This is a genomic window from Polaribacter reichenbachii, from assembly GCF_001975665.1.
Lineage (GTDB): Bacteria > Bacteroidota > Bacteroidia > Flavobacteriales > Flavobacteriaceae > Polaribacter > Polaribacter reichenbachii.
Genome location: NZ_CP019419.1, coordinates 393722 through 408085 on the forward strand (window position 1 = coordinate 393722; position 14364 = coordinate 408085).

Sequence of the window (14364 nt, forward strand, 5' to 3'; positions counted from 1 at the left end):
ATGGAAATCGACATTCAAAAACAAGAAACATCTAAAAAATGGATGAAACTAGTAATTTTATTAGGAGCTATATTTTTTAGCTTACTTTTTTATCAGCAAAATTTTGGGTTAAATTTATTTCTATTTACAGTATTATCAATAGCAGTATTGGTAATAAATAACCCTAAATCTTTTCATAAAAATACAATACGATTAAATGCAATAGGATATTATATTACAGGAATTACCATATTTCTTTACAATTCTAACCTAACAATAATAGCTAATATAATCGCTTTTTTTACGCTTATTGGCAGCATTTCTGAACATAAATCATCAGTTTATATAAATTGGATAAATGGAATATATACAGCAACTGTTGCCGTTTTTACTTTACATTTTGAAAAAATAAATAACGAAAAAAAACCAGTAAAAAGAAAAAAAACAGATTATGCATATTGGTTTAAAATTGTTGGTATACCTTTAATAATAGCTATAATTTTCATCAGTTTATATAGAAATGGAAATCCAAAATTTGATGAATTAATAAGAAAAATAGATTTTAGTTTTATTAATTTTCAATGGCTTGTTTTAACAGGTTTAGGATACTATTTGTTCTATAATATTACAAATCCCATTCAAATAGAACCAGTAACATCTACTGACTTAAAAACTGGTAATAATCTACTTAAAGAAAAACTAAAATACACATCACCAAAAAAACTTAAAGGTGAAAAACAAATGGGTATTATATTATTAAGCACTTTAAATCTTTTAATTGTACTTTTTTTAATTACTGATGCATTATATCTTTTTGAAATTCATAAAATGTCTGCTCCAGAACTATCTGAACAAGTACATACAGGAGTAAATGCTTTAATTATCTCTAACTTATTAGCAATTATAGTTATTCTATATTTTTTTAGAGGAAATTTAAACTTTATAAAAGACAATAAAAACTTAAAAGTGTTAACATTTATATGGATTTCTCTAAACCTTATAATGATTCTAATCACAGCAATAAAAAACATAGAGTATATTTTTTCATTTGGGTTAACCTACAAAAGAATTGGAGTTTTATTTTTCTTGTTATTAACTGCAATTGGTCTAATTACAACGTATTTTAAAGTAACTAATATTAAAAATTTATGGTACTTAGTTAGAAAAAACATACAAATTGCATTTATGATATTTATAATTTCATCCACAGTAAATTGGGATAAAATAATAACATATTACAACATTAATAATGCAGAAGTAATTGATTTAAAATACCTCATTAATTTATCAAACAATAACGCATTTTTATTGAAAGATTATATTGAAAAGAATAAAATTAAAAATTATAAAATAAATGAAAAACATAGAAACTATGTAAGCGAATTAGAAAACAATTCTTGGCAAGAAATGGTGTTTGATAATCTAAAAATAAAGTAGATGGAAAGTTCAAATAAAATTCCTAAATTATTGGTGAAAGCATCAATTTTATCAGCAATAATTTTTTGGATACAAGTTCTATTTGAAGATTACAACACTGTTATAAGAATTATACCTTATGTTTTTCTATCAATAATACCAATCTTTATAATATGTTCGTTTACTGTTTTTTTTAGCATTCTAATTTTATATTATTCAGTTAGAAATAAGATGAGTAATCCTGAAATTTTTAAAAGATTTTTTCCATACTATACCATCGTAATTTTTGGAATTTGTTCATATTTTATAATCATTTCAAACTTTCAAACATTTGTTTGCATTTTCTTTATAACTGCTTTTTTTACTCTAATGCAAACTTGGATTTGGCTTTGCAAACTTGAAATAAATAAAATATCAGAAGAAAAAAATGTTAGTTAGTTGTTAGTTGATTTGAGCAAAGTTTTAGACTTTAAAGTAAATAGCTTTGCTCTTTTTTAAAATAAATGATAATGAAATTTAATGCAAAATATTTCGTGATTTTTATAAGTCTATTTGTATCAGAAATCTTAATTGCAAAGTATGCTACAGGGTTTATAAGGCATACATTTGGAGATTATTTGTCTGTAATGCTATTATATACTTTTATTAAAAGCTTCATAAAAATATCAGCTTATAAAGTAGCTTTTTTTGTTTTGTTAATTGCTTATCTAATTGAATTTTTACAATTGACAAATCTTCAAAATTTTTATCCTTTAGAATATAGAAATATTCTTAAACTTATATTAGGCACTTCTTTTTCTATTCCAGATTTAGTTGCTTATAGTTTAGGTATAGCAACGATTTTATTAATTGAAAAGTTAGTTGTTAAATTATAATATTAGAATTATCCTCCAATGTTAAAACCACCTACTTTAAAGCCAGGTTTTACATAATCTTTTGGTACATTTTCTGGTGGAACAGTAAGTACATTTCCGTCACGAATTGCACTGTAATGTGGAGACAATATTTCTATACCAGCATTGTGTAATTCATTCTTTATACTTTCGTGTAAAAATGAATAAATTAGTGCTGATTTTTCTGGGTTTTTAGTATGACAATTGATTTCGTAATTAATGTAAAAATCATCTAAACTTTTTACCAAAACAAAAGGTTCTGGCTTGTCTAAAATCATTTGCGTGTTTTTAGCTCCTTTTACTAAGGCTTGTATAACATCTCCACTTGGCACATCATAACCAATAGTAACAGAAGTATGTAAAATAACTCCAACATCTTCTGCAGCATTTTTGCTGAAATTGATAATATGATTTCCTAAAATGGTTGAATTGGGTACAGTAACATCTAAATTTTTAATGGTTTTAACTCTTGTTACTAACAAGCTTCTTTCTGTAACATCGCCAACAGTATTGCCTATTTCTACTCTATCACCCACTTTAAAAGGACGCATATAAGTAATAACAACACCAGCTACAATATTAGAAATTGCTGCTGTAGATCCTAAAGAAAATAGTACTCCAAAAAATATAGAAACACCTTTAAAAGCATCTGAACCAGAACCAGGAATGTATGGAAAACAGACAACTGCTGCAAAAGCTATAATTACAATTCTAATTAAATTAAAGGTTGGTTTTGCCCAATCTGCATGAAAACCTTCTAAACGAACTGCTTCTCTTTCTAACTCGCCAGTTAAATATTTTAAAAATTTTAATAAATATTTAGTAGCAAAAACAATCACTAATATAAAAAATAATCCAGGTATAAAATCTAAAAAACCATCAACAACAAAATTTACAGGCATTAAAACATAAGAGAAAACTTTGTCTGCAATTTCTTTAGTTTCTGGAATAAATTTAAAAACAAATGGTAAATAAAGTACTAAAAACAAGATGCTAATACCAATTCTTATAGTTCTGGTTGCAAATTTTAGAATATGTTTTTCTCTTCTAGGTGTAATAAAACGAAAGAGTTTTGCAACTTCTTTATTTTTAAAGAGTACATTTCTATCTAGCTTATCTAATTTGGTTTGTAATTTTTTGAATATTTTTTTAAAAATGAAGAAAAACAGGAAAATTCCTAAAATGGAAACACCAAAATAAACATAATTTAATATCATAATATAATGAGCGTAATTTGTTAGATTAAAAGTAAATATATACTTTTTTTATAAATACATTAATTTAAAGAAAATCTTGTTGAATTTTTCTAAGAATATCTTCTAAACCATTTAACTTTAATTCATAAACCAACTCTAATTGTTGCCCTAATTTACCTTTTGGAAAACCTTTATTATGATACCAAACTACATAATGTTCTGGTAAATCTATTAAATATCTACCTTTAAATTTTCCAAATGGCATTTTCATTTTTGCCAATTTTATTAATTCTTCTTGTTGCGTTGATAACATTTATATTGAGCTATTTCTATTAATAAATAATATAGTAAAAAAGAGGTTGCTTACTAAAAAAAAACAAATAGTGAACTACTCTTTTCCATCTACAAAATCTTGTAAGTAAGAAAAACGTGCTGTAAGTTTTCCGTTTTCTGTCATTTTTGCTCTAGATAAAACTCCATCTTTATCATCATTAAAAAAAGCAGGAATTACATTTTTCAGAAACATTTCTCCAAAACCTTCGCTTGCGTCTTTTGGCAATTCGCAAGGTAAATTATCTACAGCCATTACTACAATTGCGTTATCATCTGTAAAATCTACTTCTTTTTCTGTCTTTGGATTGTAACAATAAATGGGATCTGCAATTGTTGATGCTCTTAAAGTTGATGCTACAGGACCATCAACATCACAAGAAATATCTGCTACAAATTTTATATTAAATTTATCTGATTTTGCATCTTCTCTAGTAAATAAATAAGGTGCTCCATTACCATAAAAATGCCCAGCAATAAAGAAATTGGTTACTTCTGCAAAACGCATAAAATCAGATTCGTAATTCTCTGGATGATTGTAAAAATCAAAATTATCGACAACTTCACCATCTTTGCGCTTGTTATAATCTAAAACATCTGCCAAACAATACACAGGTTCATTAAATGTTTTATTTAGATATTCATCAACAGAAACCTCTTTTATATTTATTGCATCTAACATTTCTTTGGCTCCGTAAGCAACTTTTCCATTACCTGTTAACAAGATTTTAAATTTATTAGGTAATTTAATATTACCAAGCTCAGCTATCAATTCTTTTTGAGAGTCTAAAGTTTCTGCTTTTGGTAAACTAAAGGTTTTATTTTTTAAACCAATAGCTCTAAAACCATTGTAAGCACCAACTATTCCTGCATAACGTCCAAAACCAATTAAACGCATTCCGTTTTCTTTTACAATAGTTTCGTGATCGAACAATTCTATATTTTTATCTAAAATTGCCTTTAATAAATTTCTATTATAAGGTTGTTTTTTGATAGTATGACTAAAGAAAAAATATTTTTTATTCGGGATTAAAGCATCAATTGGCACTTCTTTTACACCAAGTAAAACATCGCAATCTGACATATTTTCTGTGATTTCAAAACCCGATTTTCGATAAGCTTCATCAGAAAAAACACGAATAGGAGAACTTTCTACTTTTATAGAAGCTGCAGAAAACTGATTTTTAAATTCTTGTAATTTTTCTGGTGAAAATACCACTCTTCTATCTGGTGGGTTTTTACGTTCATTGATAATGCCAAACTTCATTTTTAATGATTTTTAAAATGCTGATAACTTAAATATTTTCAATAGAAAACAGATCAGCATAAGATGGTACAATATTTGTTCGAAGATATTAGATTTTAAAGAGATTAGCAATTGTATTTTTTATACTTTTGCAAACCGTATTTTATTTTATATAAAATATTTCTTTGACATTTTGGGGACGACTGGTTTTGACAGCAAGGTCAGTGAATTGGTAAGCATATCGAGTTATGAAATAACACTCGTTAAACCTAATTTCAACTTTTTAAACGGCGAAGATAACTACGCTTTAGCTGCTTAATCCGAATCATAGTAGGATTAGCCTAGGCTCACAAGGTGAGCAAGCTTTATGTCCACGAAAAGCCTTGGTTTATGGCGTTTCATTTTTGGGCATCGTAAAAATAAACATAGAAAACTTAAAGCTTTGGTAAGTTTTCGAAACTAAAAAAGATAAGTTAAAAGTGGGTTGTTCTTAATCAGCTTTTAAACGAAAATCAAATAAGAACTAAATATGTAGAAAGCTTTTTGGCTACTTGTTTGGACCCGAGTTCGATTCTCGGCGTCTCCACAAAAAACCCTGTAAATATTTAATTTACAGGGTTTTATTTTTTAATCTATTTAGTAATTATGGATTATCTTTACTTTTAGTTACAATAACAAAGTTGTTGTTATTAACCTTTTTCCTAAATCTTATTATAGCTATTGAATAAAAACTAAAGCATCTGGTACATCATCTGTACCAATAGTACTTACAACTTTAAAAGACTTCATATCAATCACTTCTATTTTATTGGCATTAGAGTTAGATACAAATGCATATAATCCATTAGGATGCATTAATATGTTTACTGGTCGTGGCGTATGATAAAGTACTTTTTCTAAGATTGTTGTTTTACCGTGCAACGTAATAGTTTTAATTAACTTTTTAGATTGTTGATTAAATATATCTATAGTACCATCTGTAGAATTTGCTACTAAACAATATTTACCATCAATGGAAAACTTTAGTTTTAATGATTCGTTGCCAGAGGTAATGGTATCTGTTATGAGATTAGTTTTAGTGTTTATAACTGTAATTATATTTTCCTTTGTGTTTGTAACCCATATTTCAGAACCATCAGGTGTAATGTCAATTCCTTTTCTACCAATACCACAAGAAATAATTTTGATAACTTTATTTGTATTTATGTCGACAACACTTACAGAACCAGAATTTATATTGGTTGTATAAGCAATTGCTTTCTTAGGATGAAGTACTGCCAGATGACTCTTTTTCTGGTTTGTTGCTATAGCTTTTTCTATCTGCTCGGTTTCAATATTTAGCACTAATAATTGATTGTTAACATAGTCTACAACAGCAACTTTATTATCTTCTGGATACTGAACTATACCATTAATTTTAATATTGCCTTTTAAATCTATTCTTTTTTTAACCTTCTTTAACTCTGTATCGATTATTTTAACATCAAAATCAATATCTGAACCATAATTTGTAAGTACAATATTTTTATCATCTGTAGTTGAAACCGCTTCATGAGATAGCATATCTAAAGGTATATCTGTAATTTCTTTACCTGTTGATAAGTTAAAAACCTGAACAGATTCACTTAACTTACTTATAATATACAATTTACCATTTGTACTTATGGTATAAGATGGTAATCGAAAAATAAGAATAGAAATTCTTAATACTATAAATAATAAACCAAAAAATAGTATTAAATATTTTATACGCTTCATTTTTTTTCTTAGTATTTTTTTTTCTTAAGCTCGCAAATTTAATTAATTATTGCCAAGCCATCTGGCATTTGGCCAGCTTTAATACTGCTTATAATTGTAAAATTTTTCATATCTACAACCTCTACTCTACCCCCAGTAAAATTTGATACAAACGCATACAATCCATTTGGATGCATTAATATACCTACAGGACGTGGTGTATGGTACAGTATTTTTTCTAAGATATTTTTTTTACCTGGTATTTGTATGGTAGAAATTTGTTTTTTGGTTTTACTGTTATAAACAGAAATAGTCCCATCAGTAGAATTAGAAACTAAACAGTACTTACCATCATTCGAAAATTTTAAGCGTAAAGGTTCTTTTCCTGTTGGTATGGTTGCTAGCGTTTCATAAGTTTCAGTATTAATAATCGTAATTATATTTTCTTTAATATTGGTTACCCAAAGTTCAGAACCATCAATAGAAATATCAATACCTTCTACTTTATTAGTAAATGGAATAATTTTTACAACTGAATCTAAATGAATATCAATAACACTTACAGACCCTGAGTTAATATTTGACACATATATTAGTGGTTTTTTAGGATGTTGAACTAATAAATGACTGAATTCTTGTTGCGTTGCTATTTGCTTTTCTAGCTTACCCGTTTCTATATTTACGATAGATAAATGACTGCCAACATCTGTAACAACAGCCACTTTATTTGATTCTTGAAGCGGAATAATACCATGAGGTTTTGAGCTTTTACCAAGTGATATTTCATGGATAATTTCATTACTTTTTGGATCAATAACAGAAATATTATTGTCATTTTTACTGGACAAACCATAATTAGTAACCACTATTTTATTAATGCTTTTAACAAAAGCAGCTTCATGAGGTTCTACAGCCATTGGTAGTTCTTCTAGTTCCTTACCTTTAAATAAATCAAAAACAGTAACACTTTTACTTACTTTATTAACAATATATAATGTGCCTTCTGTTTGAAGGCTATACGAAGGTTGTTTTATTAAGTAAAACACTGCGAAACCCAAAAAGAACAACCCTAAAATAGCAATTAATGCTTTTAATTTTCTCATAAAATATTTGATTTAAATTGCTCAATTGCATAGCTACAAGCTCTTGCTGTAAGTGCCATATAGGTTAAAGATGGATTTTGACATGCTGATGAAGTCATACAACTTCCGTCAGTAATAAATACATTTTTAACATCATGCATTTGATTATGTTTATTCAAAACTGATGTTTTAGGATCATTTCCCATTCTTGCAGTTCCCATTTCATGCACAGCAGATCCTGGATCTGGACTTGTTCTATAACTTCCTACATTTTCGAAACCTGCTTTTCTTAACATTTCTTCACTAGCCTGAGTCATATGTTCCATCATTGCTTTTTCATTGGCTCCATATTCAAAATGCACTTTTACTAGAGGTAAACCCCATTGATCTAAATTATTTTTATCCAAAGAAATTTTATTTTCATAATAAGGTAGTACTTCTCCTCTACCTCCTAATGAAATTTTCCATTTTCCAGGAGTTTCTAATTGCGTTTTTAATTCGGCTCCAAAACCAGTTGTGGGTTTTGATTGCCAATTTTCTCTTTCTCCTTTTCCTTGAATTCCATACCCTCTTACAAAATCATTGGTTTGAGTATCGTATCCTAAATTTTGAAATCTAGGGATGTAAATTGTGCCTGGCGATCTGCCTTTATAATATTTATCTAATAAACCATTAAAGGTTCCATAAGTACCTTCATTTACGATATGGTCCATTAAATTATGACCTATTTGAAGACTAGAATTTCCTAAACCATTTGGAAAAGTTTCTGAAACAGAATTTAACAAAATAGAAGCTGTGCCTATTGTTGAAGCATTTAAGAAAATAATTCTGGCATAATAATTCATCTCCTTTTTGGTAACAGTATCTATTATGGTAACTCCTACTGCTTTTGCTGAATCTTTATCATAAAGAACTTCTTTTACAATTGAATTTTCTCTTAAAGTTAGCTTTCCTGAATTGTTGGCATCTACAAGAGTTGATGTATTACTATTAAAGTAACCTGAATAAGGACAACCTCTACTACATAAATTACGATACATACATCTACCTCTACCCTTTTTGTATTGCGTTAGATTTGCTACTCTACCGTTTATAATTACACGATCTGTATATTTTTTGCTAACACTTTCTTTGAGATGTTTTTCTACAGCATTCATTGGTATAGGTGGTAGAAAAACTCCATCTGGAACGTGTTCTAATCCTTCTAAACTACCACTGACACCAACATACTCTTCTACATAATCGTACCATTTTTCTAAATCTGCATATCTAATTGGCCAATCTACACCATGACCATCTATTTTATTCGCTTTAAAATCGATATCTGCCAATCGATAACTTAAACGCCCCCAAGTTAAAGATCGACCACCAACTTGATAGCCTCTTATCCATTTAAATGGTTTTTCTTGAATGTATGGATGTTCTTTATCATTTACGTAAAAATCTTTATTTCCAGCATCACAATGACTGCTTTGAACTGGTCTTTCTTTTAATTCTTCTTTTGTTAAATGGTTTCTATATTTAAAATCCCAAGGATTATTAGAAGATGTTTTAAATTCTTTATCTGCACCACGTTCTAAAACCAATGTTTTTAGTCCACCTTCTGTAAGCTCTTTAGCTGCCCAGCCTCCACTAATTCCAGACCCAACAACAATAGCATCAAAAGTATTTCTGTTAGTTTGTGTTTTCATCATGATATTATCTTGTTGCCCAAGCTTTTTGGTTAGGTTGTAATTCTGTTATTGCTATGTATTTTCCTGGAGCAGGATCGTATGCCAACATCTGTGTTGCTCCTATTTCTGAAGTACAATACCCTTCTACTGTTAGTGTTTTAAGTATATTAAAAAAAGATCTACCTCTTATTTTAGTATCAATTTTAGTTAATAAACTGTTTGCATCATTACCAGTATCTAGATTTTTGAGCATTATGGTTTTTTGTGTTATTGTACACTCTTCAAAGGAAGTATTATAGTCACTTAAGGCAGTTTCTTGCAAATCATTTAATCCATTAAAAAAACGATTAAACTCTTTATTTGATGAGCAATATTCCATAAAATCGATGATATAGTCGTGCACCTTAGCTTCTTTTGCTCCAGGAGTATCTGTAGTCGGAATAATAACATCTACTAATTCTGCTAATAAATTTTTATAATCTTTTAGTTTTCCTCTGTTAGAGGTACCATAAAAAAAACCTATCCCTTTAAAGGAGGCAAAACTAATACCTATAATTCCCAAAATACCTCCTATAGCTTTTCTTCTATCCATAATTGATAATATTTTATTTTTAGAATTTATATAATTTAAGCTGCTCTTTTTGATCTTTCCCAATTTACTGATTGCGAATTTTTTAGATATCTAAAAAAACCTAATACAACAGATAAATTCATAATAAAAAAATAATATGGTACAAATAGTAGCTTGATTCTAGTTTCTCTATTCTCTAAAAACCAACCTAACAACGCAGCTGCATAAAACAGCACTTGTAACCAAAAAAATATGGGGTAAATTGATAAGGTAAATAAACCGTCTTGGATAGCCAATATTGACAAAACCGGTATTAACGCAATTAAACATAAAGGTGTTAAACTCCAACGTAAAACGCGATGAGAAATATATTGAAAAGACAATGTACCATATTTAAAAACATTTAATAAAGAACGTAATCTTACAATAGATTGAATACCACCTGCTGATATTCTTATTTTACGCTTCAATTCTTCTTTAACATTAGCAGATGCAGTTTCTATGGCATACGCATCCGGATCATATTGAATGGTGTAGCCATCTTGCGCAACACGTAAGGAAATGATAAAATCATCGAGAATCGTATCTTTTTCTACGTGTCTGTACAACTCCGTTCTAATGGCAAACAATTCTCCTGCAGCACCTACTACTGAGTATAATTCTGCATCCCATTTTTTTAAGGTAGATTCATATTTCCAATACAAGCCTTCTCCTGCTCCAGAAGCTACATCACTTTCTTTATCAACGATTCTTTTTTCACCAGAAACACAACCTACTTTTGGGTAACTAAATAAATTAACAATTCGCCTTATAGATTGTTTGCCCAAGTTTGTGTTGGCATCACTAAAAATAACAATGGGTGTTTTTACGAATTCCATACCACGATTCATAGCACCAATTTTACCATTTCTTGCATCTAAATGATGAACAGCTGTGTTAGGATATCCTTTTAATAAGTCTGGTGTACCATCATCTGAACCATCTGTAACCCAAATAATGTTTAATTTTTCTTTAGGATATTCTAATTCTAATGAATTTTTCATTTTTGCTTCTACATAATCCTTTTCATTGTAAGCAGCAATAAACAAGGTTACTTCTGGCTCATAAGTTGTATCGATGGCTTTTTTTTGCCCGATGTTAAACATCCTTCTGATTTTAACAATTGCATATAAAAGAATTCCATAGCCAACATAGGTGTACACTATAATGAATAATAATACCCAAAAAATAATTTCTAAAACTTCCATATTATTTTACTTTTTCCCAAACTTTAGTTTGATGGTTATATTGTTTTAAAACTCTTGCAGGATTACCTACGGCTACTGAGTAAGGAGGTATATTTTTGGTTACAATACTACCTGCTGCTATTATAGAATGTTTACCAATGGTAACTCCCGCAACCACAACTACATTTGCACCAAGCCAAGAATCATCTTCAATAACAATAGGCGAAGTTGACACACCTTGTACATGAATAGGTAAGTTTACATCTTCATAATTATGATTTAATCCTGAGAGAGTTATATTTTGTGCAAGTCTAATATCGTTACCAATTCTTACTGGACCAATAATAGTGTTACTTAAGCCTATTTTGGTTCTATCACCAATAATTACTGAGCCAACGCCATTATTTATAGCTGAAAAATCTTCTATGGTAGAATCTTCGCCCATCTCAAATTTATTCCATGGAACCACATCCATCCTTGTTCTTGGCCTTACAATAGCCCCTTTTCCTTTTTTATGGTAAAAAGGATTTACAAACCACTTGATCCATAATCGTGGTCTGGTTTGCTTTGGAATGAGAATTGACCAATGCACCAATTTTTTTATACGCTCATTCGATTTTATTTTTTCTTTTAATCCCATTGAATATTGTCTTTGGTTGCCTTAATAATTGATTCATAAATGGTTTTTACGTTGTTTACCCAAGTATGGCTTTTTGCAAATTCTATTCTTTTATCTATCAGATTTTGTGAATTTTCTGCCAAAGCCTTTTCTATTAAAACTACATAATCTTCTTTAGTTTCACCTAAATACACGTTTTCTTTAAACATTTGCATTGCTTTAGTTTGTGTAGCAATAATAGGTTTTCCCATAGCTAAATACTCATCAATTTTTCTTGGGTAATTACCTATAGTTAGGTTATTTATTAACTGCGGATTTGTGGCAATATCAAATCCTTTAACATAATTGGGTAACTGAGAGGCATCTTTTCGTCCTAAAAAATACACATTAGACATATTGTGTAGATTAGATTTTTTAAAATTATCATCTTCTGGACCAACTAAAACAATACTCCATTCTTTTCTTTCTTCAGCTATAAATTCTAGTAATTTTATATCTAGCCGTAAACTTGTTAAAGAACCTACATAACCTATAACAGGCGATGGAATTTCTTTAAATTCATCTGGTATTTTTATGCTGTCATCCTCATCACTAAAATGCGAAACATCGCATCCTTGGCCAACCATATAACTGTGTGAATTGTAATTTCTACAGAAATCTTCAAAAAATTCTGAGTTTGTTAACACCACATCTGCTTTTTGAACTACCAATGGTTCTATGCGCTCTCCATGTTTTTGCCAATAAGGCACTTTTACCAAATAATCTCTCATATAATAAGCATACACTTTAGGTTTTAACAACTCCTTTAAGTGTAAACCTAAAAACATTGAGCTATCATTAAAAAGTATTACATCATTAAAATTCATTCTAGAAATTGCATTCTTTATATCGTTTGTATAAATTGTTGCATTTCTTTTATTTAATAGCTTAAATAAAAAATGCACAGGAATAGAATTGATAGACTCTACCAAAGATTTGGGATATAAATTCCATAAATTATCATCAATTTTAACTAAATCATCTTCTTCTCCATTTTTAATTCTAATTCTTTTTTGAATCGTTTCTTTATCTTTTTGACTACTCATAACAGATCTAGTCATTGGTGGATTTACGTATAAAACACGATTATTTTTAGCAAATTCTGCAGCTATGTTTTTACAATTGCTACCTATTTCAATATCCCAAGCTTGTATACCAAGTACAATGATGTCTTTACCTTTAATCATATCTTTATTTTTTAGAATTATTAACATCAATTAACGCATAGAGTTTTAAATATTCTCTAGCCATATTATGCCAAGAAAACTGTTTACTACGAGTTAACCCTTTTTCACAAAGAGAGGCGCTATAATTTTTATCATTTACTATCTTAATGATTCCTTGTGTAATTTCTTCTGGTTTAAATGGATCTATAATATGAGCTGCATCTCCTGCAACCTCTGGCATAGACGAAGTACTTGAAGTTATTACAGGCACATTACAAGACATAGCTTCTAACATTGGTATACCAAAACTTTCTCTCAGTGATGGATATAAAAATACATCGCATTGCGCATAAATAGCTGGTAAATCGGTATTTACAACATAACCTGTTAATAAAATATTATTAATAAGTGATGGGTTATTAATTTCATTTAAAAGTTTTTTCAATTCTGTTTGATCATAATCTAGCATAACTAATTTATGAGCTGTACCTGAATCTTTTAAAAAATCAGAAAATGCTTGTAGAGTTCCTTTAGTATTTTTTTTAGGATCTGTATTCCCTAAGAAAAAGAAAAATTGATCTGGCAATTGGTATTTTTCTTTAACTCTTTTCAACTCTTTCTGATCGGTTATCGGTTTAAAATGCTCGCTAACACCATTGTAAATTGCATCTAGTTTTTGGTTGCCTTTTATTCCAAAAAAATCTCCAATTCTATTTTTCTCAAAATGAGAAACTGTAATTACTTTATGACTCTTTTTTACAACTTTTGGCACAACTAGCTTTCTATAAATATTTCCAAATTTTTGATAAGTACTAGCACTACTAGTTAGTATTTTTAAATAACTACTTTCCATATAAATGATATCATGCAAAATGGTTATTAAGGGAATATTTGTAAAAAAAGGCGCTGTATTACTTGTACAATGTAGTACATCACAACCATATTTTTTTGCAGCCTTTGGTAAGGCTATCTGCTCCCAAGTTGGGTAAGGACCTCCATTTAATTCTATAATTTTAAAATTGGTTGTTTCTTTTAGAACCGAGCTATCTTCATCTGGTTTTACAAAAATATAATACTCATTTTTATGGTCTATAAGCTGAAGATTTTTAATCAATTCTAGCGCAACCATATCCATACCATGTTTTTTCTTACGGAAAATTCTTTGAGCTTCAATACCTATTTTCATAATGC

At 28.9% G+C, this 14364-nt stretch carries 13 protein-coding genes and 1 other RNA gene; 3 read left to right on the forward strand and 11 right to left on the reverse strand.

Annotated elements, in window-relative coordinates; genetic code table 11:
• Together BW723_RS01775 and BW723_RS01785 are read left to right on the forward strand one after the other, a co-directional pair.
• Nucleotides 1-1416: a DUF4153 domain-containing protein gene (locus BW723_RS01775; RefSeq protein ID WP_068363158.1), complete on the forward strand. Its 1416-nt coding sequence runs from the start codon at nucleotides 1-3 to the stop codon at nucleotides 1414-1416.
• A gap of 488 nt (nucleotides 1417-1904) precedes the next feature.
• The gene (locus tag BW723_RS01785; RefSeq protein WP_068363152.1) at nucleotides 1905-2270 is read left to right on the forward strand and encodes a ribosomal maturation YjgA family protein; all 366 of its coding nucleotides are present in this window, start codon (nucleotides 1905-1907) and stop codon (nucleotides 2268-2270) included.
• Between the two features lie 8 nt (nucleotides 2271-2278).
• On the opposite strand, the gene BW723_RS01790 is transcribed toward BW723_RS01785, so the two are convergent.
• The 3 genes from BW723_RS01790 to BW723_RS01800 all read right to left on the reverse strand — a co-directional run bounded on the left by BW723_RS01790 (nucleotide 2279) and on the right by BW723_RS01800 (nucleotide 5081).
• Complete coding sequence (locus tag BW723_RS01790) at nucleotides 2279-3505, reverse strand: mechanosensitive ion channel family protein (RefSeq protein ID WP_068363148.1); 1227 nt, start codon at nucleotides 3503-3505, stop codon at nucleotides 2279-2281.
• Between the two features lie 64 nt (nucleotides 3506-3569).
• Nucleotides 3570-3797 carry a DUF3820 family protein gene (locus BW723_RS01795; protein ID WP_068363145.1) on the reverse strand — a complete coding sequence of 76 codons (228 nt, stop codon included), beginning with the start codon at nucleotides 3795-3797 and terminating at the stop codon, nucleotides 3570-3572.
• A 75-nt stretch (nucleotides 3798-3872) separates the two neighbouring features.
• Nucleotides 3873-5081: an NAD(P)-dependent oxidoreductase gene (locus tag BW723_RS01800; RefSeq protein ID WP_068363142.1), complete on the reverse strand. Its 1209-nt coding sequence runs from the start codon at nucleotides 5079-5081 to the stop codon at nucleotides 3873-3875.
• 174 nt (nucleotides 5082-5255) lie between these two features.
• Between BW723_RS01800 and ssrA the strand changes: the two genes are divergently transcribed.
• Nucleotides 5256-5649, forward strand: a transfer-messenger RNA (tmRNA) gene (ssrA, locus tag BW723_RS01805).
• Nucleotides 5650-5777: 128 nt separating this feature from the next.
• Here ssrA and BW723_RS01810 read toward each other — a convergent pair.
• The 8 genes from BW723_RS01810 to BW723_RS01845 are packed head-to-tail and all read right to left on the reverse strand — an operon-like array spanning nucleotide 5778 to nucleotide 14359.
• Nucleotides 5778-6818: a YncE family protein gene (locus BW723_RS01810; protein ID WP_068363139.1), complete on the reverse strand. Its 1041-nt coding sequence runs from the start codon at nucleotides 6816-6818 to the stop codon at nucleotides 5778-5780.
• Nucleotides 6819-6856: 38 nt separating this feature from the next.
• A complete protein-coding gene (locus tag BW723_RS01815) occupies nucleotides 6857-7900 on the reverse strand; it encodes a beta-propeller fold lactonase family protein (protein ID WP_068363136.1) in 1044 nt (347 codons plus the stop codon).
• Nucleotides 7897-9573: a GMC family oxidoreductase gene (locus BW723_RS01820; RefSeq protein WP_317197674.1), complete on the reverse strand. Its 1677-nt coding sequence runs from the start codon at nucleotides 9571-9573 to the stop codon at nucleotides 7897-7899. The genes BW723_RS01815 and BW723_RS01820 overlap by 4 nt, the downstream gene beginning before the upstream one ends.
• 4 nt (nucleotides 9574-9577) lie before the next feature.
• On the reverse strand, nucleotides 9578-10144 hold the full coding sequence (locus tag BW723_RS01825; RefSeq protein ID WP_068363129.1) for a gluconate 2-dehydrogenase subunit 3 family protein: 567 nt from the start codon (nucleotides 10142-10144) through the stop codon (nucleotides 9578-9580).
• 35 nt (nucleotides 10145-10179) lie between these two features.
• Nucleotides 10180-11370 (reverse strand): glycosyltransferase family 2 protein, encoded by a 1191-nt coding sequence (locus BW723_RS01830; protein WP_068363126.1) that lies wholly within the window; start codon nucleotides 11368-11370, stop codon nucleotides 10180-10182.
• A gap of 1 nt (nucleotide 11371) precedes the next feature.
• A complete protein-coding gene (locus BW723_RS01835) occupies nucleotides 11372-11989 on the reverse strand; it encodes an acyltransferase (protein ID WP_068363122.1) in 618 nt (205 codons plus the stop codon).
• Nucleotides 11980-13194: a glycosyltransferase gene (locus BW723_RS01840; RefSeq protein WP_068363641.1), complete on the reverse strand. Its 1215-nt coding sequence runs from the start codon at nucleotides 13192-13194 to the stop codon at nucleotides 11980-11982. The genes BW723_RS01835 and BW723_RS01840 overlap by 10 nt, the downstream gene beginning before the upstream one ends.
• 4 nt (nucleotides 13195-13198) lie before the next feature.
• The gene (locus BW723_RS01845; protein WP_068363119.1) at nucleotides 13199-14359 is read right to left on the reverse strand and encodes a glycosyltransferase family 4 protein; all 1161 of its coding nucleotides are present in this window, start codon (nucleotides 14357-14359) and stop codon (nucleotides 13199-13201) included.
• Between the last annotated feature and the right edge of the window lie 5 nt (nucleotides 14360-14364).